The organism is Pseudoalteromonas sp. AWM4_233, from assembly GCF_056158285.1.
The window spans coordinates 703,858-726,735 of the sequence record NZ_JBSWSZ010000001.1; the positions used below are offsets into that span (position 1 = coordinate 703,858).

At 43.2% G+C, this 22,878-nt stretch carries 18 protein-coding genes; 10 read left to right on the forward strand and 8 right to left on the reverse strand.

The window, feature by feature from the left end; genetic code table 11:
• Positions 1 to 39: 39 nt before the first annotated feature.
• Complete coding sequence (locus ACXAC4_RS03045) at positions 40 to 1,140, reverse strand: c-type cytochrome (RefSeq protein WP_475158942.1); 1,101 nt, start codon at positions 1,138 to 1,140, stop codon at positions 40 to 42.
• 192 nt (positions 1,141 to 1,332) lie between these two features.
• Between ACXAC4_RS03045 and ACXAC4_RS03050 the strand changes: the two genes are divergently transcribed.
• Positions 1,333 to 1,578, forward strand: a complete 246-nt coding sequence (locus ACXAC4_RS03050; RefSeq protein ID WP_475158945.1) for a hypothetical protein — start codon at positions 1,333 to 1,335, stop codon at positions 1,576 to 1,578.
• A gap of 99 nt (positions 1,579 to 1,677) precedes the next feature.
• Here ACXAC4_RS03050 and ACXAC4_RS03055 read toward each other — a convergent pair whose 3' ends face one another.
• Positions 1,678 to 2,079: a helix-turn-helix domain-containing protein gene (locus ACXAC4_RS03055; protein WP_475158947.1), complete on the reverse strand. Its 402-nt coding sequence runs from the start codon at positions 2,077 to 2,079 to the stop codon at positions 1,678 to 1,680.
• A 120-nt stretch (positions 2,080 to 2,199) separates the two neighbouring features.
• Positions 2,200 to 2,586, reverse strand: a complete 387-nt coding sequence (locus ACXAC4_RS03060) for a VOC family protein (RefSeq protein WP_475164038.1) — start codon at positions 2,584 to 2,586, stop codon at positions 2,200 to 2,202.
• Between the two features lie 515 nt (positions 2,587 to 3,101).
• Here ACXAC4_RS03060 and ACXAC4_RS03065 point away from each other — a divergent pair.
• From ACXAC4_RS03065 to ACXAC4_RS03075, 3 genes are all read left to right on the forward strand, one after another.
• Positions 3,102 to 5,117, forward strand: coding sequence for a DUF1800 domain-containing protein (locus ACXAC4_RS03065; protein ID WP_475158949.1), 2,016 nt, complete (start codon positions 3,102 to 3,104; stop codon positions 5,115 to 5,117).
• Between the two features lie 10 nt (positions 5,118 to 5,127).
• Complete coding sequence (locus tag ACXAC4_RS03070; RefSeq protein ID WP_475158950.1) at positions 5,128 to 6,456, forward strand: DUF1501 domain-containing protein; 1,329 nt, start codon at positions 5,128 to 5,130, stop codon at positions 6,454 to 6,456.
• Between the two features lie 104 nt (positions 6,457 to 6,560).
• Positions 6,561 to 7,409 carry a carboxylate/amino acid/amine transporter gene (locus ACXAC4_RS03075; protein ID WP_475158952.1) on the forward strand — a complete coding sequence of 283 codons (849 nt, stop codon included), beginning with the start codon at positions 6,561 to 6,563 and terminating at the stop codon, positions 7,407 to 7,409.
• Here ACXAC4_RS03075 and ACXAC4_RS03080 read toward each other — a convergent pair.
• Positions 7,406 to 8,533: a helix-turn-helix domain-containing protein gene (locus ACXAC4_RS03080; protein WP_475158953.1), complete on the reverse strand. Its 1,128-nt coding sequence runs from the start codon at positions 8,531 to 8,533 to the stop codon at positions 7,406 to 7,408. The genes ACXAC4_RS03075 and ACXAC4_RS03080 overlap by 4 nt on opposite strands.
• Positions 8,534 to 8,808: 275 nt before the next feature.
• Between ACXAC4_RS03080 and ACXAC4_RS03085 the strand changes: the two genes are divergently transcribed.
• Positions 8,809 to 9,657 carry a DUF2306 domain-containing protein gene (locus ACXAC4_RS03085; RefSeq protein ID WP_475158955.1) on the forward strand — a complete coding sequence of 283 codons (849 nt, stop codon included), beginning with the start codon at positions 8,809 to 8,811 and terminating at the stop codon, positions 9,655 to 9,657.
• A gap of 129 nt (positions 9,658 to 9,786) precedes the next feature.
• A complete protein-coding gene (locus tag ACXAC4_RS03090) occupies positions 9,787 to 10,602 on the forward strand; it encodes an SDR family NAD(P)-dependent oxidoreductase (RefSeq protein WP_475158956.1) in 816 nt (271 codons plus the stop codon).
• Here ACXAC4_RS03090 and ygjK read toward each other — a convergent pair.
• The 3 genes from ygjK to ACXAC4_RS03105 form a co-directional block, all read right to left on the reverse strand.
• Entirely contained in the window at positions 10,568 to 12,898 is a 2,331-nt protein-coding gene (gene ygjK, locus ACXAC4_RS03095; RefSeq protein ID WP_475158958.1) for an alpha-glucosidase, read from the reverse strand. The genes ACXAC4_RS03090 and ygjK overlap by 35 nt on opposite strands.
• 3 nt (positions 12,899 to 12,901) lie before the next feature.
• Positions 12,902 to 16,108 (reverse strand): beta-galactosidase, LacZ type, encoded by a 3,207-nt coding sequence (gene lacZ, locus ACXAC4_RS03100; protein ID WP_475158960.1) that lies wholly within the window; start codon positions 16,106 to 16,108, stop codon positions 12,902 to 12,904.
• Between the two features lie 129 nt (positions 16,109 to 16,237).
• The gene (locus tag ACXAC4_RS03105) at positions 16,238 to 17,290 is read right to left on the reverse strand and encodes a LacI family DNA-binding transcriptional regulator (protein WP_475158968.1); all 1,053 of its coding nucleotides are present in this window, start codon (positions 17,288 to 17,290) and stop codon (positions 16,238 to 16,240) included.
• Positions 17,291 to 17,418: 128 nt separating this feature from the next.
• On the opposite strand from ACXAC4_RS03105, the gene ACXAC4_RS03110 reads away from it, so the two are divergent.
• The 4 genes from ACXAC4_RS03110 (at position 17,419) to ACXAC4_RS03125 (ending at position 22,262) form a co-directional block, all read left to right on the forward strand.
• Positions 17,419 to 18,453: a UDP-glucose--hexose-1-phosphate uridylyltransferase gene (locus ACXAC4_RS03110; protein ID WP_475158970.1), complete on the forward strand. Its 1,035-nt coding sequence runs from the start codon at positions 17,419 to 17,421 to the stop codon at positions 18,451 to 18,453.
• Between the two features lie 17 nt (positions 18,454 to 18,470).
• The gene (gene galK, locus ACXAC4_RS03115; protein ID WP_475158972.1) at positions 18,471 to 19,601 is read left to right on the forward strand and encodes a galactokinase; all 1,131 of its coding nucleotides are present in this window, start codon (positions 18,471 to 18,473) and stop codon (positions 19,599 to 19,601) included.
• A 44-nt stretch (positions 19,602 to 19,645) separates the two neighbouring features.
• Positions 19,646 to 21,229, forward strand: a complete 1,584-nt coding sequence (locus ACXAC4_RS03120; RefSeq protein ID WP_475158974.1) for a sodium/sugar symporter — start codon at positions 19,646 to 19,648, stop codon at positions 21,227 to 21,229.
• Positions 21,230 to 21,305: 76 nt separating this feature from the next.
• The gene (locus ACXAC4_RS03125) at positions 21,306 to 22,262 is read left to right on the forward strand and encodes an aldose epimerase family protein (protein WP_475158976.1); all 957 of its coding nucleotides are present in this window, start codon (positions 21,306 to 21,308) and stop codon (positions 22,260 to 22,262) included.
• Positions 22,263 to 22,319: 57 nt separating this feature from the next.
• Here ACXAC4_RS03125 and ACXAC4_RS03130 read toward each other — a convergent pair whose 3' ends face one another.
• Positions 22,320 to 22,871, reverse strand: coding sequence for a DUF1415 domain-containing protein (locus ACXAC4_RS03130; protein WP_404391196.1), 552 nt, complete (start codon positions 22,869 to 22,871; stop codon positions 22,320 to 22,322).
• Between the last annotated feature and the right edge of the window lie 7 nt (positions 22,872 to 22,878).

A 22,878-nucleotide genomic window follows, 5' to 3' on the forward strand; every position in this document is an offset into this window, starting at 1 on the left:
AATTATTATTAAAATTTATCTATTATAAACAATGACTTGTTAGTCATTCACCCCTGAGATATTTCCACGTCTTACAGGGTAGCCCAAGTGCATCCAGCCGAAAATACCTTCCCACAATACGGCTGTGCGAGTGTAACCCCTAGCACGGAGGCGATTGATAGTGTGATCTGCAGCGGCGCGAGGGCAAGAGCAATAGGCGACTATTTGCACGTCTTTGGGAATCCCTGCTACGGTTTCATCTAAATCAGCATAGTAGGGGAAGGGGATGGCGCCTTCTATATGTGCTGTTTGCCATACTGAGGTTACGCGCGTGTCTAGCAATACCATGCGTTTTTTTGCATTGAGTGCATCATTGAGATCTTTTGAAAGTACATACATGCCATCTTTCAAATCAAAGTTCGGGTCTTCTCCCGCTTTGTTAACAATATAATCTTTGGGCTCAGGCAGTGCTCTAAGGACTGGTTTTTCTTCAACCTGCCCCATTGATTTGCTGCGTAAAAAGGCGGTGATATTATTAATGTCAGATGCTGATAGCTTATTTTTGAAGGCTTGCATTGGCGTGCCTTGTCGACCCTCTTGAATGGCATAGCGAATAAACTCATCGGTATTATGGGCAAGGGCTGATTGATTCATCAATGCAGGTGCTGTAATGCCTTCACCTTGTTTTCCATGACAACTCGCACACTCCTTTTGATAAGCAACTTCTCCGCGTTTTATATCGCCCTGTACTGGATTGGTTGAAAACTTAAGTCTGTCGTATCCTGCTTGCTCAAAAAGCCAATAAGTTAAATCCCAAGTTTCAGCAAGTGTGATAGGGCCGCCTACTTCATCTAAGTAGCCGCCCATCGCCGTGCCTTTTCGGCCATATTGCATGGGCCTCAATATCTGATGTGCCACGCCTGATTCCATCAGGCTTTTGCTACGAAGTGATGGGGCATGATCGTTCTTATGTCCTTCGCGGTTTTCACCATGGCACAGCGCGCAGTATTTTTGATAGTTATTAGCTGCAATGCGAGCTTGCTCTGTTGTGAGTTTACGCGGTGGAGCGCGTCGCTCTCTTTCTTGCGAGTAAGCAATACTCGTATGGAAAAGCAAAACGATAAAGCTGCTTATCAGCAGTCCGAAAGATAATTTAGACATAACCAACCTAGGATGAAATGACGGTTAATTGAGCATAAAGGGGTCAGTTACTGATTACTAGCCAAATACAAATCTGGTAACAATTTAGTGTGATGAGAAAGGAAATTTTTGATATTCAAATGTGGTAATAATTTTTAGCGACTTGGAGATTTCCAACTATACTCTTTATATTCATGAATGTAGGGTACAGATATGAAATCAATTAGCACGTTAGCAGTTCTTTCTTTTTGTGGTTTTTTATTAACAGCATGCTCTAAGGCTGAATCTGTACCAGAGAGTGAATGCGATAAAGTTGTCGCCCATGCTAAATCAGTTTTAAAAGAAAATGCACCAAGTAAATCTGATATGTTGAAGCAATGTAAGACTGCATCGGATGAAGCGAGAGGGTGTGTTATGGCAGCAGACAAACCGATGAAGTTACTTAAATGTGACTTTTGATTTGAAGCATATTCACATTTGAAAATAACTGCCCAGGACCACCTAGCAAGTTGTCTCGCTAGGTGGTTTTTTATGCTCAAAAATAATAGCTAATCAAGCTTAAGTGTTTTCTTCTTCATCTTCTAATGCTTTAAAGACACCAAAAACTTCGAGTCCTTCAAATAAAAGACATAAACTACCACCAAGGAATATCCACCAAACCCAATTTTCACTTTCTGTTGAGGTGACACTTATAACCATTAAAGACAGCATAACTACAGCAAAATAGATTAAGTTAGAAATAAATGACTTTTGCTCTTTATTTAAAGTAACGCTTAACTTATTTTCTCGAGTTAGCGTATTTACTTCAACATCTAGTGCGTTCGCAATATCCTTGAGTGTCTCGAGGTTTGCGCGTTTGCCGTTTTCGATACGTTGTATAGTACGAACACTTATCTTACTTTCTTCGGCCAAAGTCTCTTGGGACCAGCCTTTTTGAGCACGAAGTTGTTTTAATAACATGGCATACCTCTTTTTTAAACTTGAGCTTTAAATGTAACCCAAGAGCTTGAGTAATCACCACGTAATGTACCAGACATAGGCGCAAAAAAGGTTTAAATAAATTTACTTATTGAGAGATTGTTAGTGATAAGCCTCCGAACGTTCTATCACTTCAATTTCATAGCCATCAGGATCGGCAATAAAAAAGAATTTAGCGACGAGTTCATCATCATTATAAAAAGACTTAACTGGGCGAGGTTGATAACCCAGCTTTACCGCTTTCTCATGCAGCGCTTCTATATTTTGCGCGCTAAATGCCAAATGACCATAGCCATCACCTAGAATGAATGGCTTGGTTTTATCATGATTAACGGTAAGCTCTAGCTCAAAATCACTTTCATTATTACCTAAATAATGCAGGTCAAAGCCGTCAAAGTTTAAGGTACGCTTTATCTCTAAGTTGAGTATATCTTGATAAAATTGTGTCGACCTTTTTACATCCAAAACTCGGATCATACTGTGGATCATTTTTGCCACGTTTAAAATACCTATCTAATGTGTGAATTCTTCTCTTCTGTGCCGCAAGGTTTATTTGAAACAACAAAACGTTTAGTAAGTATTCAAAAAGGAGTTACTAAAGTTCATGCTTGGCTGTAATTAGAGCGTTTAGCGAATGATGAAGACCAGCTGGCTGCCGAATTTATTTCAATCTATTACAAAGCGATGACTAAACCCTTTGGTAGTGAAAAAAACTTTGCATTAATCTGGAGAGTTACATGTCTAATTAATGCGTTGAATAATAAATAAAGCTGGGTGGCATTGGGTAGTAACCAAATACTACATGCAAATTAAATTTATTTGTTTGGTCTAATTAACCTATTGTTCAGGTTAAAGTCCCTATTTTTATAGTGGAAACAAAAAGCACTTACTTACTTGTTCAGGTATGACCAGAAACTTGAATAAAAGTCATACAAAATAATTGCGTAAAATTAAATTCCTAATGCTAAAGTTTTGCTGTTTTTAATCAGTACTAAGGCATAAAGATGAGTAAGCGCATAGCAATTGCTATCCTTACGAGCTGTTTCTTAGTTGCATGCGGCGGTGGCAATGAAGCAAACACGAGTATGGATACACCCGTATCAGATAATCCCACAACAACACCGGTTAATGGTGGCACGGATGGGTCAGATAATAATAATGGAAATAATAGCGGCAATGATAATAGTGACAATGGCGATAATTCAGCGTCAGAGAATAAAACTCCTGTCATAAAGCTAACCTCTCCGACAGAAGTTAGCCATGGTCAGCAAGTCGAGATAAAAGCCAATGCCAGTGATGCAGACGGTGATACGCTTAGCTATAAATGGCAACAATTAGCTGGGCAGACTGTGACATTATCAGCCCAAGCTGAGATCTCTTTCGAAATTCCTCAACCTATAAACGGCTTTGACGAAACGTATCGTTTTTTATTAACTGTGACCGATGAGCATGGTGCACAGGTAAGCCAAGAATTTGAATTTACTGCTAAAACAGCTATGGATAGAGAGCAAGCTGCTCGTTTGCTACATCAGGCTGGAGTTGGGCCAAGATATGAAGAAATCTTAGCGGCGGAGGGCATGAGTGCTCAGCAGTGGATTGAAGCACAAATGCAGTTGCCAATAACTTACCATGTTGATTATTTGGAAAACTATCCAAACCGCGATTATCCAATTCAAATTAATCGCATTGATGCTTGGTGGAAAGGCACAATCAATGCGCCTGATCAGCTTCGGCAGCGTGTGGCATATGCCATGAGTCAAATCTTTGTAGTGTCTGACTTTAACAACGCGTTAGCCAATCAACCTAAAGGCATGGTGAGTTATTACGACATGTTGCAAACACATGCATTTGGTAACTTTAGAGGCTTACTCGAAACCATTACCTTATCGCCCATGATGGGCATTTATCTAGATCATCTCAATAATGAAAAGGCCGATGAAGAGCGCAACATTCGACCCGATGAAAACTATGCCCGTGAGTTACTGCAGTTATTTAGTTTGGGTTTGAATGAGCTAGAACTCAATGGTACGGCCAAAAAAGATGAAAATGGATTGCCTATTCCAGCTTATACCCAAGAGCATATAGAAGGGTTCGCGAAAGTATTTACGGGTTGGACATTTGGTGCCAGTGAGTTTTGGAACCGCCCAAGTAACAACCACTCAATACCCATGAGTCCATTCGAAGAATATCATTCGACTGCAGCAAAGCATTTGCTCAATGGCGTGGTGATCCCTGAGAATACAGGGCCAGAGGAATCGTTAAAAATCGCCCTTGATACCATTTTTGAGCACCCAAATGTTGCGCCTTATATCAGTAAGCAGCTGATCTTAAAATTAATCACATCAAATCCAAGTCCTGGTTATGTTGAGCGTGTCGCCAAAGTGTTTAACGACAATGGTGAAGGCGTAAAAGGTGATTTAGCAGCAGTCCTAAAAGCCATCTATTTAGATGCAGAAGCAAGACAGTTTGGTGCGCCACTTGAGTACTTTGGCAAAGTGAAAGAGCCTCTGTTAAAACAAGTACATTTGTGGCGCGTATTTGATGCAAAAGCACTTAACAATTTTTATTTTACGGGCAATTTACCCTTGATGTTTGGTCAAGGGCCGCTGCAATCAACATCGGTATTCAACTTTTATCAACCGGATCACCAACCGCAAGAGCTGTCGGGATCAGAGTTGCTCGCACCAGAGTTACAAATCGCCAATGACGCTTATGTCATCAATACCTTGAATAGCCATTTTGATGAATTTAGTAGCCGTGTGGCTGAGCGTTATGACAGCTTGTATGAAAACCGTATCTACTTATACATGTCAGAGGACATGGCGCTATTGGCAAACTTTGGTTTGAATGCGGTGATAGATAAATACGACATCTTGTTTTTTGCAGGCTCAATGTCTGAAGAAATGCGCCAAGCAATTTATGATATGGATGCCTATTTCTCTTCGAGTGAAAGTCACCTAAGGCTTTCTTATATTATCTTTTTAATCACCGTCTCAGCTGAATACAGCTTGCAACAATAGGAGCAATATCATGGATAGAAGAAAGTTTTTAGGCATGTGTTTAAAAGGGGGTGTATCAATGGCCGCCTTAACACAGCTACAACTGCAAGCATTTCAAGGTTCAACAGCGATTGATGACGATGATTATAAAGCGCTGGTTTGTGTATTTTTATCTGGAGGTAATGACTCGCTGAATATGTTGGTGCCACTGGAAGGTGAATCGCGTAGTTTATATGAAGCGAGTCGACAAAATTTAGCAATAGCTGATCCGCTGGCTTTAGCACCAGAGACTTTGCAAGAGGGTGGCGTAGGCTTGCATAATTCGTTGGCTCCATTACAAAACTTATTTGCTGAAAAGCAGTTGGCTTTTGTGACTGGGGTGGGCAGTCTTATCGCGCCTACAACGCAGCAGGATGTGATCAATAAATCAGTGCCGTTACCTTTACATTTATTCTCACACAACAAACAGCAAGCGACTTGGATGTATGGCAAAGAGCAAAGTTCGATTAATACCGGATGGGGGGCGCGATTATTAGAGCGCCTTGAGCAAGCTGATAGATTTGGGGGCAATATTTCGCTTTCAGGTATGAATCATTGGCAAACCAGCGTAAATAGCATGCCTTTTAGTTTAAGCACTAATGGGATTAGTCAGATCAATGCCTTAAGTGGTCGTCAGGAGCGCAATGAGCATGTTAGTAGTTTATTTAACCGAGTTTTAACTGGGCAGAAAAACCCACTAGGTCAAGCTTATGGTGCTCGCGTGAAAGCCTCGATAGACAAAACATCAGCGATGAACCAGGCGTTACAAGAGTCCGATCCTATTGATGGGGTATTTTCAGGCAGTGTGTTGTCGAGAAGACTGCGCACAATCGCGCGCACCATTTCGATTCAATCTCAACTAGGCTGTAAGCGCCAAGTGTTTTATGTCTCTATGGGGGGCTTTGACACCCATGGTAATCAAAACCGCAGTCATGCCTCATTACTAGGTCAATTATCTCAGTCACTATCTGAGTTTAACCAAGCCATGACTTATTTGGGACAGCAAAATAATGTCACTACGTTTACCATGAGTGAATTTGGTCGAACTTTAACGTCAAATGGTAATGGTACCGATCACGGTTGGGCTGGAAACCATATTGTGATGGGCGGTGCGGTGAACGGTGGTGATTTGTATGGCAAATTGTTGACTCAGCACCTTAATGGACCGAGAGATACGCGCGGTGGTCGACTTATTCCCGAAGTTGCCAATGAGCAGTATTTTGCAACCTTAGCTAGGTGGTTTGGCGTGCCTGATTCTGAGTTGGTGGATATTTTTCCAAACTTAGCGAACTTTAATCAGCACACGCTGAATTTTATTTAAAATCACAAGTTAAGATTGTCTAAAAGCCACAGTCGAGATGAGTGTGGCTTTTTGTTTTTGGGTATTCATGGTTTACTAAGCGAAAATAATAATGTGGTTTTCTGATGTCTTATTTAGCCTTTGTAACCTGTTTATGGGCGTTTTCTTTTAGCTTAATCGGCGTGTATTTGGCAGGGCAAGTTGATGCTTGGTTTAGCGCTTTTAGCCGAGTGGCGCTGGCAACTTGCGTGTTTATCCCTTTTTTAGTCCGTTCACGTATCCCTAAAGATCTCATTCTTAAATTAATGACCATCGGTGGTGTGCAGCTCGGTTTAATGTACGGGTTTTACTATCACTCGTTTTTGTTTTTGAGTGTGCCCGAGGTGCTGCTGTTTACTGTGATGACGCCGGTTTATATCACTTTACTCAATGATCTGTTAGATAGGCAGTTTAACGGCAAATATCTTCTGGTTGCGGTGATAGCCGTAATAGGGGCGGTTGCCATTCGTTATGAAAATCTGGACGGTGAATTCTTATTTGGATTGTTGCTGGTACAAGGCGCTAACCTTTGTTTCGCAACAGGGCAAGTGACCTATAAGCGTTTAATGCAAGACAGTGAACTTGATCATAAAACCGTGTTTGGTTGGTTTTTTGTCGGTGCATTAGTCGTGTCTTTGCTGTTCTTTTTAATGTTTGGCAATACAGACAAGCTACCAACGACTAGCACCCAATGGGGCATATTAATTTACCTTGGTTTGGTGGCCTCGGGCTTTGGTTATTTTGCGTGGAATAAAGGCGCAACCTTGGTGGATGTAGGTGCACTTGCGGTGATGAATAACGTACTTATTCCTGCGGGTATACTGGTTAATCTGGTTATTTGGAACCGAGATGCCGATTTAATCAGACTTGCCGTTGGGGGCGGTATTATCCTTCTCGCACTGTGGGTTAACCAAAAGTTTGCTTCAGGTCGCTAAGCGACCTGAGCTTTATTAGGGCTAAATTGTTGTCTGTATTGGTTAGGCGTCGAGCCCGTAAATTGCTTGAAAGCGCGAGTAAATGGCCCGACCGACGCAAAGCCGCTTTCAAGACCAATCACTAACACGGGCCAATGCGATTTATCCGACTCAGAGAGAAGTTGTTTAGCGTGCTCGACTCTGAGTTGGTTTATGTAATGGTTAAAGTTTCGAGCACCGAACCCCTCTTTTAATACTCGGCTGACCTTATATTCAGGTAAGTCGAGTTGCTTAGCTAAATCACCTACTTTCAGATTGGCTTGTAGATATAGTTTTTGGCCTATCAATAACTGTTGAATGGTGTTTTTCAACTCAATGTCTTGTGACTCTTCGGTTTGTATTTCCAAAGAGTTAGCTTGTATTTGTGTTTCATTCAACTTGGGTTTGAAAGCACTTACTTTCGCTGTGTCTGCTGAATTAGTTGGGTTATGACTAGAGCTGGATTTAAAACGCCAAAACATCAGTGTTTGTGTAACAAGCAACATAAAAATAGTGATACTGGCGATGATGGCTTCTTTAATATGCGGCGTGTCTATGAAAAAGCCTTTGGCGACTTTACTAATGAGTACCGCAGAAATGATGGCACATAGATAAAAAACACGCTGTTTTTGTTGAGTCTTAGAGGCTTGATTAAACCCTCTAAATGCTTCCCATATAGATAAAACGATGATCGAAGAAGACAGCAAAATAGTGATTTCGGTGAGCGTATATTTCGCAAAACTCAAACTGCTTGATTCTATCTGCCACAGTTCAGTGACAAACAAATAGCCTTTGCTCATCATCACCAAAACAGCAATGCCAATGGCAAGTGCAATATGTTGCATAGAGATGGCATTATTGCCTCTAAAATAACTGCGCACAAACAACCAATAGCAGTTACAAGTAGCGCAAGCTCCTAGCCCGACTAGGTATTGGTAAGCCCCCAAACTGTCAGCAGATAACTTTTGTATTACGCCCATGGCAACCGAGCCACAAAATACTGCAAATAAAATATGCGTTGTATGTTTGTTTTTCACCCATAGCTGCGCGAGTAAACAGGTTAGTGCCACGATAAGTTGGGTGGAATAAATGTTTGATAAGGTCATCAGGGGCGCTCCAAAGTAACACTGCTGAGTTTATCTAATCGTTCGTTCTCTCTCAATTGTGTGATTGTAAGAAAGCGTGTCGTATTTTATTAGGTAATGAGGTGAATAAAAAAGTTAGCTTTAATTTCATGTTGTTACATAGCCTTTAGATTCTGTTTATCAAAATTTAAAAAACGCAAACTGCTAAAATCATAGGCCGATTTTAAAATTCGGTGCGATCCTATTTCACACCAATGCCAAGCTGTTTACATCAACATTAGAGTAAGGAGAGTGTTATGGAACAGCTAACCGTTAGTCAAAAAAATATCTGGGGTATGTCAGCCGATTCTGCACTGAAAAAGGCGGTGACTAGTTGGGTCAGTATTGTATTAGTCGGGCAATGGGCGTTTGCCGTTTATATTCTCAGTTTGTATGCCATCCCTTTATTAATAGGAGCCGTGCATCAGGCTGATGAAATCTCTCCTGCAAGAGGGTTTGATACCAGTGCTGGTTTTGATTCCATCATGTTTTTTAGCCACATTCTGCCGGCGGCAATTATGGCAAGCAGTGGTTTGCTACAAATTATTCCAAAAATACGCAAAACCTATCCTAAGTTTCACCGCTGGAATGGGCGAGTATTTTTTGCTTTAGGGCTGTCAGGTGCTGTTACGGGATTGTACTTAACTTGGGGTGCAGGTATTCGCTTCAGTGACATAGGTGCGTTAGGTGTCACGCTCAACGGCGTACTTATATTAGTCGCGATATTCTTTGCTTGGAAAACCGCAGTTAAAAAGCAATTTGTTCAGCATCAGCGCTGGGCGGTGCATGCCTTTATTTTAGTAAATGGCGTGTGGACTTTTCGTTTATTTCTAATGGGCTGGTACTTAGTTAACCAAGGCCAAAACGGCAATAATAATAACCTTGATGGTCCAATGGATCTGACAATATCTTTTGCCTGTTACTTGCTGCCTATGTTATCTGCTGAACTCATCTTTTGGGCGAAACGCAGTAAAACCGAAAACGTAAAATGGTTAGCTGCGATGACAACTTCTATTGCAGCCGTGATCACGCTAATTGGTGTAATCGCTGCAGCCATGATGATGTGGGGACCAAGGCTATCTATGGTGTTCGAGTCTATTTTATAAGGTTGTAGTAATTGAGAATAAGTTAAGAGGAAGCTTATTCTCAATAGAAACTATAAACTGATTCTTCATATCAACTCATTATCAGCTGAAATTAAATGCTCTAAGATAGTAGCAGATAACCTTGGAGGCATGATGAAAAAGATATTGGTGACTGGCGCAACGGGTGGGTTAGGGTTTGCGACTGCTGAGCATTTATTAGCCCTCGGGCATGTTGTACTTTTACATGGTAGGAGTGAGCAAAGTTTAGCTACTGCTGCTCAAGCATTATCTCAATATAGTGAACAGCTAGAAATATATGCTGCTGACTTGTCTGATTTAGCCCAAGTGAATAATTTTATCGAGAAAATAAAAGAGAAACACACTCAATTAGATGGGATCATTAATAATGCCGGAGTGCTCAAAACCAATACACCGATATCTTCATCAGGTGTAGATAGTCGGTTTGTCGTTAACACCATTACACCTTATTTAATTACCCGAAAACTGTTGCCATTATTGGACGGTGGCAGAGTGATTAACTTGTCTTCTGCAGCGCAAAGTCCTGTTGATATGAGAGGGTTATCAGGTGAGCTTCAATATAGTGATGCTATGACTGCATATGCACAAAGCAAGTTGGCAATCACGGCTTGGACTTTATATATGGCTGAAGAAATAAAACAGACGCACTTTATACCCGTAAACCCAGGGTCACTACTCGCAACAAGTATGGTTAAATCTGGGTTCGGCATTGAAGGCAAAGACATTCAAAAGTCTGTAAAGCTATTGGCTGATTTAGCGGTATCAAAAGATTTCGAAGGAGAAAGTGGTCGATACTTTGATAATGATATAGGCGCTTTTGGAGCACCCCATCCTGATGCTAAAAACACTAATTTTCAAGCTGAGATAATTAGAATTTTAGAACGATTTCATTCTACTTATCAGCAAACCCCTCATTCAATAACATAAATATATGTGCGGCACTCCAAGAAAAATTAGGTGCACCTTGTTGCTCACCGGTTTCTGGGTTGTAGTTTTCACGAATGGGGGCGTTTTCCATCAAGCCATCGGCATGGGTTAAAAAGCGCTTTACAAGTTGTTTTGCTTCTTGCTCATAGCCGTAATGTTGTAACCCCTTTACACCAAAATAAAATTGGTCGACCCACACGCGGCCTCGCCAATAGATGTTGGGACCATACGCTGGATTATTTTTGGCAGCTGTACCAAGCGGTACTTTGCTGTAAAAAGTCTCTGGGTTCATCATCACATCGCGAACTTGTTTCGCTTGTGTGGCTGTTGCCACTCTATTAAACAGCGGTGACCACCCTTCAGGGCCCATGCCTCGCTCAACGATAGGTTTGCCTGCACAGCCATTTTTAAGTGGCGTGTTGTTAATGCGAATATCGTAATAAAAGCCCGTGTTGGCATCGAACATACAACGATTAATGTAGCTTTTAACTTGTTTTGCTTCGGCTTCAAATTGCTTGGCTTCATTCGGTAAATTAAGAATGTTTGCGATTTTCGCCAAATACAGGGTATCGGTATAAAAGTAACTGGCTTGATCTAATGATTCTTGCAGCAAAGAATAACCAAGTAGTTTACCTGTGTTATCACGGTTTTGAGCAAAATCAACTTGCCAATCAGCGGCATCACCGCCTTGCTTTACATAATCTGTAAGCTGGGTTTTGCTGATAAAGCCGAAGGTTGCCGCATCATCTCTGCCAGATTCCCAAGAGGCTGCGGTTTGAGCTGGGGCAAAAACTTGCTCACCTTGTGCTAATAGTTTGCGATAGTGTGCAAGCCCGTATTTGGTGGTTTTTGTGTTGCCCTGCTGGTGGATAAATAATAATTCACCTTGCTCGTTGTTATGGGCTTTGTCGAGGGTTGCACCATACTCAGGAATACCATTTTGGTTGTGGTCACGATTGCGCAACCACCATGCACGATATGCTTTTAGTTTTGGATAAAGTGCTGACAACCATGCTTTATCTTGGTCGCTCTCATAGGCTTTTAATACCGCCCAAGCCGCAAGGCTGGGCTTGGTATTGCGCTCATTCCAATTGCCACTGTCACCGCCACGTTCTGGGCTTAGGTTGTAGCCGATTAGGTCGGGCAAAAAGCCTGTATCTTGCGGTCTGACTGTATCGCCAGTTTGTATTTGTTGATTGAATACCGTATCAATATTGGCTTTGGCTAATTTAGGGTGGAAGTCGCTGAGCGCATAAGCTTGCTTCCACGTATCCCAAGGCCAGGTTAAGTTACCCGAGAACCAACGCGCGGTGACCGATGGGCTAACTGTATCGGTGGTGATAGCACCTGCCGGACTGCGCCAATTACCTATTAAGGTCTCAATTGATTTGGCCATTAAGCGCTGCTGGGCAGGATGCTCTAGTTGCTGTAAAGGCATAAGATACTGCTGCCAGCGGACCTGACTTGCCTGCATAAATTCTTTAGGCGCTTCGAGGATTGCTCGATGGTGCTGTTTAACCTTGGTGTGTTCTTGTGCGTCCAGAACATGGCTGAATAGGGTATAAAACGTCGTTGTGCCCTTGATATCCGCTTGGCTGGTGTAGCCTTGCCCTTGAATGCGTGTGATGGTTGCTAATGATTTACTCATCACATAGGCCGAACTGCCCGAGGTAAGAACACTATAAGGTGAACGCACTTGATTAAAATGTACGGTGATCCCCTGTGGCGTTGCTTTTAGGTTAGGTTGCAGTTGTGGGTGTGCTTGTTCAAGCGTGCGCTTTTTATCAAATTGTGTGATTAGCTCGCCGTCAAACTTCAAAGTCAGCGGGCTATCGCTTTCTATTTTAGTTTCAACCATTGAAGTACGCGGGCCAACAAACATCAAAGTAAGGGTGACGGCCACGTCTTCGGCTTTAAGATGCTGAATAAGTTTGCCCGGCTCGCTCAACACCTCACCTGTAAGCGTCAGTTTTCTGCCATTTTTAAACATCTGTAAGCGATCAAAGCGTTTGGCTAGATACGTTAAATACTCTTCTTGAATGAGTGCATGACCGGTAAAACCACCCAGCTCATCGGCGGAGCTTGGCAACAAATGCCCATGCCAAGCGCCAGCATCAAACAATGGGTTAAATGGGCTGTGACCAAACTTATCGGCGGGCTTCATCATGTTTGGCTCGCCAATTCGGGTTAGGGTGTTTTGCAAATGCTCATTGCTCGCTTGGCTTTGTGTGCAAAAGAGTGCGCTAAGCAAGCCTATAAGCAGTGTATTTGCTGTTCTTAAAAATGGGTTCTTCATGGTTTATTCACCGTAACTTGCTTTAATTTCACGGGCTAATGCAGCCGCATTTTTATCGGTAGAGAGCGGCGCTAGGGTAAAACGATATTGCTGACTTTTAGCGGCAATGCGGTATTGCTTGTGAACAAGTCGACCCCAAGAGGTATCCCCACCCACACCCATTTGCTTATGATCAATATTCAGGGTAACAAGGTTGCGCACAGGTACATCAATGGCGTGCTTGGTGGTCACAGGCACAAGCCCTGATGCCGATGCACTGGCATCGCCCGTGTTAAAGTCGATATCGGCTTGCAGATAAGGCCAAGCGCTGGCATTCAATACCTTGTCGCCTACCGCGAGTAGCCCTTCGCCTTTCGCGTTTTGCAATGCCATCCAGCGCACCTCGGTGCGGTTTGAATTTTCTTGTGGACGAATGTAGTAATGGTGTTGCTCGGTCACAGGTGTGTTGAACACTGAAATTCGCGTTGAGGTTTTTCTGTCGGCGTAACTTTCATGTGGACCACGACCTAACCAAGACATATTTTTATATTCACCAAAGGTGCTTAGCTGCATGCCAACACGCGGAATGTCGGGCAAGGCTTGGTTATCATCAAGGTTGAGCAGGTAATCAACCTGTACGAAGCCTTGTGCTGTGATCTGATAATTCAGTACTAAACTCCCTGCAAAATCTGGTGATTGATAGCGCGCAGTGACGCCCGTTGAATTGGCTTGTAAGGCGGTGAGTTTGAGTCTGTCAGTGGCACTTTGCCACATGGCCGCACGCACTTGCAGGTTATTACCTAAGTCATTGTCGGTTGGTGCTCGCCAGAAGTTAGGCTTAAGCGGGTGGGTTAACATGGCTTTGTTGTTAAAAGTGAGCTGTTGTAACCAGCCTGAGCGTTTATCAAAGCTAAGCTGAGCGCCAGCGGCTTTAGCGATCAGTACGTCTTTTTGATGTGTATAACTTAGTTTTACTGGTTGTTTAACTAAGTTGTTCGCGCTTTTTGCAGCTGATTTTAATTGCGATACCGGTAGTTTGAATTGCTCAAAGGCAATCTCATGACCAAGTGGCAGTAGCGGCTCTTGTGCTCTGGCATGCATACTTAGGGTGACAAAGTATTCTTTGTCGCTGTAAGCAGGAAGACCTTGAATATCAAAACTCAATATGGCGGTTTTGCTCGGTTGCACGCTTGGCATGGCGTTGTGACCTTGTTTAATGGTTTCTCCGTCCGCTTCAATTCTCCAACGCAGGTCATACTTTTTTAAGTCCGTGAATAAGAATTTATTTTGTACAGTGACTTGCCCTTTAAGCAGATTGTGCGCAGTAAATTTAACCGGTTGATAAACCTTTTTTACCTCAAAGGCGTGCGGGTGAGGCTCACGGTTTGGGTTCATCAGGCCATTGTTTAAAAAGTTGCCGTCGGTTGGCAGAGTTGGGTGGAAGTCTTTGCCATAAGCAAAGTATGTTTCACCAAATTCATTGCGATACTCTAGAGATTGGTCAACCCAGTCCCAAATAAAGCCCCCTTGAAGCACCTTGTACTTTTCAATAGCATCCCAATAGTCTTGCAAGTTACCTACAGAATTGCCCATGGCATGGGCGTATTCAATCATAATAGCGGGTCTATCTGGGTTATTGCTGGCGTAGTTAATCAGTTTTTCGATTGACGGATACATAGGCGCAAAAATATCGGTGTAATGCTCAAGCTCGGCTGGCTCGTATTGCACCACGCGCAGATCATCATTGTCTTTTAACCATTGATAGGTGTTGGCAAATACCTCGCCATGTCCGGCTTCGTTGCCTAACGACCAAATGATGATAGAAGGGTGGTTCTTATCACGCTCAAACATACGTTGAGTGCGGTCTAGGTGTGCAGGCAACCAACTCATTTCATTGCCAAGTTGGGTTTTCTCGTCAATAGCCAACGGGTGCGATTCAATATTGGCTTCATCGATCACATATAAGCCATACTTGTCGGTTAAATCATACCAATATGGGTGATTTGGGTAGTGACTGGAGCGCACTGCGTTGATATTAAACTGCTTCATCAGTTTAATATCTTGCTCCATTGATGCCTTATCTACTACGTGGCCGCGGGTTGGCGAGGTTTCATGGCGGTCAACACCACGAATAACAATCGGCTTACCATTGATAGTCAGTTGCTTATTTACAATCTCAATATGTCTAAAACCGATCTCATCACGCACCACTTCGAGTAATTCACCTTGTTGATTGTATAGACTCATCACTAGGGTGTAGAGGTTTGGGGTTTCTGCTGACCAAAGTTGTGGATGTGCTATTTGCTCTGAAAAGCTGATTTGCTCAGTACCATGAGCGTTTGCCGTGAAGCTTTTTGTGGCTTTGGCGACAACTGCATGGTTTGCTTTAGGGTCGAGTAACTCAAATTTTGCGCTGAGTTGTGCCTTGTGTTTTTGGTAGTTTTTAACGTCTAAATCAAGTTCTAACGTGCCTTTATCAAAGCGTTTGTTTAAACGTGGTTTGGCATGAAAATCAAAAATATGCTGTTTTGGCGTGGCGTATAAATAGACGTCGCGCTCAATACCCGAAATTCTCAGCATATCTTGGCTTTCTAGATAGCTGGCGTCACTCCAACGGCGTAACCTGAGTGCGAGTAAGTTGTCGCCTTGTTGCACAAACTCGGTGATATCAAACTCAGCTGGGGTTTTTGCGCCTTGGCTAAAGCCGACCTTTTCACCATTTAGCCACACATCGAGCGACGATTTTGCAGCGCCTACATTTAAAAACACTTGTTTATTTTGCCATGACTCAGGCAAGGTGAAAGGCTTTCGATAAGAGCCAGTTGGGTTGTACTCAAGTGGGACATCGGGCCACTTGGTGGTAAACGGAAAGCGCTCATCTAAGTAAATCGGATAGCCATAGCCCTCGACCTCCCAGTTGCCTGGCACGGGGATCTGCCCCCAACTAGAATCATCAAAATTAGGCTGTTCAAACCCTTTAGGTGGATTAATCGCAGAGCGTTGCCAGTGAAATTGCCACATGCCATTGAGCAATAAATAGTTTTCGCTTTGAGCTGGGTCATCTTGCATGGCACCCGCTAAGCTTTGATAGCTAAACCCAGAGGCACGAGGGGCTTGTTTATTGATGGCAAACACTTGATGGTCTTGCCATGGTGCTTTGGCGAAAACGCTCTGACATAACAGTGTGGTGAGCATGCTCAGGCTAAATATTACAAAAAGTTTATTTTTCATTGTTGTCATCTTAGCTGTGTTGTTTATTTTTAAAATTCCACTTTAAATACAATATACAATTGTTTTGTACAGTTCTTTTCTAAGGCTTTATGTTGCTCTGTTTTTGCTAGCTAGCCTTTAGCTCAAACGTTAATTTTGCCGTTCAACTTGGTTTTCATTTAGGCTCTGTTTTGGAGCTGTTGTTGGCGTAAATGCCGTTGATTGTCGCTCGACTAATGTTGGCTGATAGCGATGCGAATGTGCTGTTTTATCTAACTGAGTGTGCTTATTAATGGCCAGCAGTGCTGCGTGTTTGGCGATGGCTTCGACAGGGTAGTGCAAGGTGGTGAGCTTAGGTCTGCTGTAATGAGCAAGGCAAATGTCATCAAAGCCAATCACCGAAATATCGTCTGGCACTTTAAAGCCCGCTTCTTCTAACGCTGAAATTGCACCAATTGCCATGGCATCGTTGTAGGCGAAAAGTGCCGTAAATACTTGCTGGTTTTTGAGTAAAGTATTGGCTGCTAGCTCGCCACCGAGTTGATCTGGTGCGCCATAAACAACTTGATCTTCAGTTAACGTAAGTGCTTGCTTACATAAAGCCGAATTGAACCCTGATAGCCTGTGTTTGGGATCTTGAATTGGCAGCTCACTCATAATGCTCGCAAAACGATTGTGGCCTAAGGCGAGTAGGTGCTCAGCGGCCAATTGGCCACCAAGTTCATCATCGAGGTAAATACAGTTTTCGGCTATTTCAGGAATATTTCGCGCCACCACGGCCACGTTTGAATAGCGCTCTACGATATCGATCAATGCGCTGTCGGCTAAATGCGTACAGTACAAAATTATGCCATCACAGCGACGTTGTAATAATGAATCAATGGCTTGTTGTTCTGACTCACTACTGTTTTGGGCGGTACACAGCAGTACTTGGCTTTGATGCTGACGGGCTATGCTATCGACGCCTTTTGCTAAGCAGGCAAAAAATGGATCGCTGATGTCGGGCACCACTAAGCCGAGTGTGGCTGTCTTTTGTGTGGAGAGTGCGCGCGCATTGACGTTTACTTGATAACCTAAGGATTTCATCACCGAGAGTACATGCTCACGGGTTTTGTCTCTTACTTTGTCATCTTGGTTTATCACGCGAGACACGGTAGCAATAGATACCTTAGCTTCTCGGGCAACATCTTTAATGGTGGCCATATACGCTTGCTTAAAAAGACTTAATTCTGAGCGATGGTAGCAGAGTGATTTTTTTAAGTAAATTTACTTGCCAAAAAAAATGTAACCGTTTACATTTTTTGTATACATTATCCTTTTGTGATTTGAGCATGATATTTGATGCAACAGAGCACCCTCATAGGCGGTTAAATCCGCTCACCAATGAGTGGGTGTTGGTATCGCCCCATAGAGCCAAACGACCATGGCAGGGGCAAACAGAAAAGCAGCAACTATTAGCAACTGCGTCGTATGATGAAAGTTGTTATTTGTGTGCTGGCAATACACGTATTAATGGTGAGCAAAACCCTAATTACAGCAATACCTTTGTGTTTAACAATGACTTCGCGGCACTACAAAGTAAGCTGCCAGCTCATCACTGCGACGACCCATTATTTACCATGCAAGCAGAGCAAGGCGAAAGCCGTGTTATTTGTTTTTCACCGGATCACAGCAAGACATTGGCGCAGCTTTCGGTTGAACAAATTTATAAAGTGGTGCAAACCTGGCAGTCGCAATATAGCGAACTCGGTGGCACCTACCAGTGGGTGCAGGTGTTTGAAAACAAAGGTGCGATGATGGGATGCTCAAACCCGCACCCTCACGGACAAGTTTGGGCGCAGCAGTCTTTACCGACCTTGGTTGAAAAAAAGCAGCAAGCGCAAACTCAGTATTTTACAGAGCGAGGCGGGAATTTACTCGCAGATTATGTGGCCAGAGAAATTCAGCAACAAACACGAATTGTCGCTATTAATGATGATTGGCTGGTGGTGGTGCCATTTTGGGCGGCATGGCCGTTTGAAACCCTATTGTTACCGCGCTTTTCGGTTCGACGTATGACGCAACTTACTAAGTCGCAAGGACTGAGTCTAGCGGCTATTTTGTCTGAATTGACCATTAAATATGACAACTTGTTTGAATGCGCGTTCGCTTACTCAATGGGCTGGCATGGTGCGCCATTTGATGGACAAGAGCATCCTGAGTGGACATTACACGCGAGCTTTTTTCCGCCTTTGCTTCGCTCAGCCAGTGTTCGTAAGTTTATGGTGGGCTATGAAATGTTAGCAGAGCCACAGCGTGATTTAACCCCAGAGCAAGCCGCTGAACGATTACGTTCTCAGCCTTTAACGCATTACAGCGAGAAATAATAATGTGCCGTACTGAAATGATTAAACAGGTTTTTGCCAAGCAGTTTGGCTATCAAGCCGAGCAAGTAAGCCACGCGCCTGGGCGAGTGAATTTAATCGGTGACCACACCGATTACAATTTGGGATTTGTGCTGCCCGCAGCAATTAACTTTGGCACTGATGTAGCCATCGCAAAGCGCGATGACAGCACAATGCAAGTATTAGCCCATGATCTAGATAATCAAATATGCGAGTTCGAGGTAACAGAACTTTTATTCAACCCTGATTTGATGTGGGTGAATTATGTCGCTGGGGTGGTGTATGTCCTGCAAAAAGCCGGCTTTGTACTGCAAGGCACTGACATCGTTATCTCAGGTAACGTGCCTCAAGGTGCGGGGTTGAGCTCGTCGGCCAGTTTGCAAGTCGCTTTGATCAAAGCGTTTTCGGATTTATTTAAGTTGCAGATTGATGGCTTTACAGCGGCCAAGCTCGCGCAACAAGCCGAGAATGAATTTGTTGGCTGCAACTGCGGGATTATGGATCAGAGTATTTCGGCAATGGGCGCGCATAGTCATGCCATGTTACTCGATTGCCAAGATTTAACCTTTCAAGACGCCCCCATTCCAGAAAGCTTAGCCATTGTGATTGTTAATTCAAACGTAAAACGTGGCCTCGTCGAGAGTGAATATAACCAAAGGCGCGAGCAATGCGAGCGAGTGGCCAAGCACTTTAATGCTCCAGCACTACGAGCGGTGACTTTGGCTGAATTAGAGTCAGAGCAGGCAAACTTGAGTGAGTTGGGCTATAAAAGAGCAAGGCATGTAATCACCGAAAATCAGCGAACCTTAGAGGCCTTAGAGGCACTTAAAGCCAATGATGTCAGCCAATTAGGTCGTTTGATGAATGCATCACATGACTCATTAAAAGATGATTTTGCTACCAGTACAGCTGAAATGGACTGTTTAGTAGCGTTGATGCAATCGCAAATTGCTGAGCAAGGTGGCGCGCGAATGACAGGTGGTGGTTTTGGTGGTTGCGTGGTAGCCGTGATGCCAAAAGCTTTGGTCGAAGCAGTAACTCAGACTGTTAAAGCCGAGTACCAAAAACAGACCGGATTAAGGGCTGACGTGTATGTTTGTGCAGCCGTGCAAGGGGCTTTTAGAGCTTAGTCAATATAACCTTAGTAATTAGAAAAAGAATAACGAGGAACATCATGAATATCAGTTTACACAGTACAGATATCGCTGTTTTTAGCGCTTATGTACTCGGCTTATTAGCGATTGCGCTATGGTTCTCCCGCAGCGAGAAAAAAGAAGGTGCCAATACTGAAGATTACTTTTTAGCTTCCAAGGCATTACCTTGGTGGGCGATAGGCGCGTCACTGATTGCGTCAAATATTTCGGCAGAGCAGATCATAGGTATGTCAGGATCTGGGTATGCCATGGGGTTGGCGATTGCATCTTATGAATGGATGGCGGCGATCACCCTGATTTTAGTCGGTAAATATATGTTGCCGATATTTTTAAAGCAGCAAATTTATACCATGCCGCAGTATTTAGCACAGCGTTACGATGACCGCGTAAAAACCACCATGGCGGTGTTTTGGTTGGCCGTTTATGTGTTTGTGAATTTAACCGCGGTGCTATGGCTTGGTGGTCTTGCGATTGAAACGGTTGCAGGTGTAGATGCCTTGTATGGCATGATGTTTTTAGTGGTGTTTTCAGTGGCGTATTCGCTTTATGGCGGCTTAAAAGCTGTGGCCTTTACTGATATTTTGCAAGTCACCTTGCTAGTATTTGGCGGCTTATTCTTAAGTTACTTGGCGCTCGATGCCGTATCAGATGGACAAGGCGTGTTAGCGGGTTTTGGTATACTTACAGAACAAGTGCCAACGCACTTTGACATGATCTTATCACCTGAGAACGCGCATTATATGAGCTTACCTGGGCTGTCGGTATTAATTGGCGGCATGTGGGTCATGAACTTTAGTTATTGGGGTTTTAACCAATACATTATTCAGCGCGCATTGGCGGCGAAAGATTTAAACGAAGCACAAAAAGGCATTGCCTTTGCGGCGTATTTAAAATTATTGATGCCACTGATTGTGGTATTGCCGGGCATTGCTGCTGTGGTGTTATATCCTGATTTAACCGCACCAGATAAAGCTTATCCGTCAATGATGTCGCTCATGCCTGTGGGAATAAAAGGCTTGGTATTTGCCGCGTTAGTGGCGGCGATTGTGTCGTCCTTAGCATCGATGACCAATAGTATTTCGACAATTTTCACCATGGATATTTATAAAAAGCTCCATGCTGAAAAAAGCCAATCTCATTATGTGAATGTTGGGCGTGTCACGGCTTTGTTGGCTTTAATAGTGGCACTGTTAGTTGCAAAGCCTTTGTTAGGCCAATTTGAGCAGGCGTTTCAGTACATTCAAGAGTTCACTGGATTCTTTACCCCAGGTATTGTGGTGATCTTCGTGATGGGGATGTTCTACAAAGGCACTACCGCTAATGGTGCACTGGCTGCGGCGTTTGGCTCAGCGCTGTTCTCATTAAGCTTGAAGTTTGCCATGCCAAGCTTACCTTTCATGGATCGTGTGGGTTTAGTGTTTGTGTTGTGTTTACTGCTGTGTTTTGTGGTCTCAAAGCTGTTTAAAGCACATGAGCGTGACTCTCAAGGTACATCAGAGTGCGTGCAACTGAGTGATGTCAGTTTTGTAACTAAAACGGGATTCAATGTGACCGCTTTGGGTGTGGTGGTGATCTTAATCGCTCTCTACGCTACTTGGTGGTAATCGTCATTTCTTTTTTAAACAGTAGGTATTTCACTTTTAAGTGAGTACCTACTGTTTTCTTTATACACGTTAATTCATGAAACAAACTTTAATTACCCTCAAAAATAACAATGGCATGCAGGTTGTGGTATCTGACTTTGGTGCGCGTTTGTGTTCTATTATTTTCCCGACATGTCATGGGTCAAAAGAAATGCTCATGCGCTATCAAGATAAAACTCAGTTTTTTGAAGACCCTTTTTATGTCGGCGCTATTTGCGGGCGAGTTGCAAATCGGATTGGTCGAGGCCGTTTTAGTTATGATGGGCAAACCTATCAATATTCTCAAAATGATGGTGAGCATTGTTTGCATGGCGGAGAGCAGAGTATTGATAAGCGGTTTTGGCATATTGCGGAACAGTCGCAATCATCAGTGACGCTTAAACTTGCATCACCTGATGGCGATAATGGCTTTGCCGGCAATGTGAATATTCAAGTTACCTATAGCCTTTCTGAAGATAACAAGCTCGAAATTGAGATTTGTGCGGATACAGATAAAACCACACCGCTTAATTTAACCAATCATGCTTACTTTAACCTGGCGGAGCACTCAGCTTTAGATCTAGAGCTGTGTATTGATGCTGAATCAGTGTTAGAAAAAGATGCGAGTAATATTCCAACCGGAAAATTGATTAAAGTCGATGAAAGCAAACTAGCGGCCTCAAAATTTGATTTTCGCGAGCCCAAATCGTTGCAGCAGGCTGGCGACCTAGATCATTATTTTGTGTTTCACAAAGCGCCTCAAGGTATGAGATTAGTGGCACAACTGGTATCAAAAAATAATGGCGTACGACTGAGTGTTTTTAGCGACCAAAATGGCCTGCAATGCTATATTGGGGGATTTCTATCAGCCCCATTTTCGCCGTACTCTGGCGTGTGTTTAGAGCTACATAATTACCCTGATGCATTAAATCATGAGCAGTTCGACAGCATTCTAGTTCATCCAGAACAGCAATATAAAAACACCATGATATTGAGTTTTACTGAGCTTGATTGACTTTGATACTTTTTAAAAGCCAATCAATAGTAATATTCTGAAGCTAATATATGCAGTTTAAGACTTATGGCAGTTAGCCAAAAGTTGCTGCCAGAATGCTTCGCCTTTGCGTCGAGCTAAACGGATATTATTTTCAGGAATGCTTTCTGGGTCGTCGTAATTTGCCAGTGCTTCGGCCATGCTTTCCTCACGAATAAGGTGCAGTGTTGGGTAAGGCGCACGATTGGTGTAATTGGCAGCATCGCCCGGTTCGCTGTCGGCAAACTCATAGTCTGGGTGGAAGTGAGCGATTTGATATTTACCTTCATAGCCTTGTGCAGCTAGAAGTGCGTTAGCAAGGTCGACTAAGTCTAAGTAACTATCAAAATCTTTAAACCCTTCAGCAAAAATAAGCAGGGTAGTTTCTACTTCTGGATGCGCGTCTAAATGTGCCAGTTGTTCAAGCATGGTCATCACCGCGTCTTCGTGTTTTTCGTCGTCTGAGACAATATAGGTGATGGTATTTGCTTCGACTTCTTTGCGAGCAAACGGACAAAAGTTGAATTTTACAATGACGCTTTTAACCCAATTTTGCATTGCTTGGGTAATTAAGGTGTGTTCAGTTGTCATAAAATAT

Bases quoted from the DNA above. Each gene is read 5' to 3' on its own strand.
- ACXAC4_RS03105 (WP_475158968.1), bottom strand. From the start codon at position 17,290: ATGGCCACCATTAAAGATGTTGCCCGAGAAGCTAAGGTATCTATTGCT.
- ACXAC4_RS03085 (WP_475158955.1), top strand. From the start codon at position 8,809: ATGGAACAGCTAACCGTTAGTCAAAAAAATATCTGGGGTATGTCAGCC.
- ACXAC4_RS03120 (WP_475158974.1), top strand. From the start codon at position 19,646: ATGAATATCAGTTTACACAGTACAGATATCGCTGTTTTTAGCGCTTAT.
- ACXAC4_RS03055 (WP_475158947.1), bottom strand. From the start codon at position 2,079: ATGTTATTAAAACAACTTCGTGCTCAAAAAGGCTGGTCCCAAGAGACT.
- ygjK (WP_475158958.1), bottom strand. From the start codon at position 12,898: ATGAAGAACCCATTTTTAAGAACAGCAAATACACTGCTTATAGGCTTG.
- ACXAC4_RS03090 (WP_475158956.1), top strand. From the start codon at position 9,787: ATGATGAAAAAGATATTGGTGACTGGCGCAACGGGTGGGTTAGGGTTT.
- ACXAC4_RS03070 (WP_475158950.1), top strand. From the start codon at position 5,128: ATGGATAGAAGAAAGTTTTTAGGCATGTGTTTAAAAGGGGGTGTATCA.
- ACXAC4_RS03060 (WP_475164038.1), bottom strand. From the start codon at position 2,586: ATGATCCACAGTATGATCCGAGTTTTGGATGTAAAAAGGTCGACACAA.
- ACXAC4_RS03110 (WP_475158970.1), top strand. From the start codon at position 17,419: ATGATATTTGATGCAACAGAGCACCCTCATAGGCGGTTAAATCCGCTC.
- ACXAC4_RS03065 (WP_475158949.1), top strand. From the start codon at position 3,102: ATGAGTAAGCGCATAGCAATTGCTATCCTTACGAGCTGTTTCTTAGTT.
- ACXAC4_RS03075 (WP_475158952.1), top strand. From the start codon at position 6,561: ATGTCTTATTTAGCCTTTGTAACCTGTTTATGGGCGTTTTCTTTTAGC.
- ACXAC4_RS03125 (WP_475158976.1), top strand. From the start codon at position 21,306: ATGAAACAAACTTTAATTACCCTCAAAAATAACAATGGCATGCAGGTT.
- ACXAC4_RS03080 (WP_475158953.1), bottom strand. From the start codon at position 8,533: ATGACCTTATCAAACATTTATTCCACCCAACTTATCGTGGCACTAACC.
- ACXAC4_RS03130 (WP_404391196.1), bottom strand. From the start codon at position 22,871: ATGACAACTGAACACACCTTAATTACCCAAGCAATGCAAAATTGGGTT.
- galK (WP_475158972.1), top strand. From the start codon at position 18,471: ATGATTAAACAGGTTTTTGCCAAGCAGTTTGGCTATCAAGCCGAGCAA.
- ACXAC4_RS03045 (WP_475158942.1), bottom strand. From the start codon at position 1,140: ATGTCTAAATTATCTTTCGGACTGCTGATAAGCAGCTTTATCGTTTTG.
- ACXAC4_RS03050 (WP_475158945.1), top strand. From the start codon at position 1,333: ATGAAATCAATTAGCACGTTAGCAGTTCTTTCTTTTTGTGGTTTTTTA.
- lacZ (WP_475158960.1), bottom strand. From the start codon at position 16,108: ATGAAAAATAAACTTTTTGTAATATTTAGCCTGAGCATGCTCACCACA.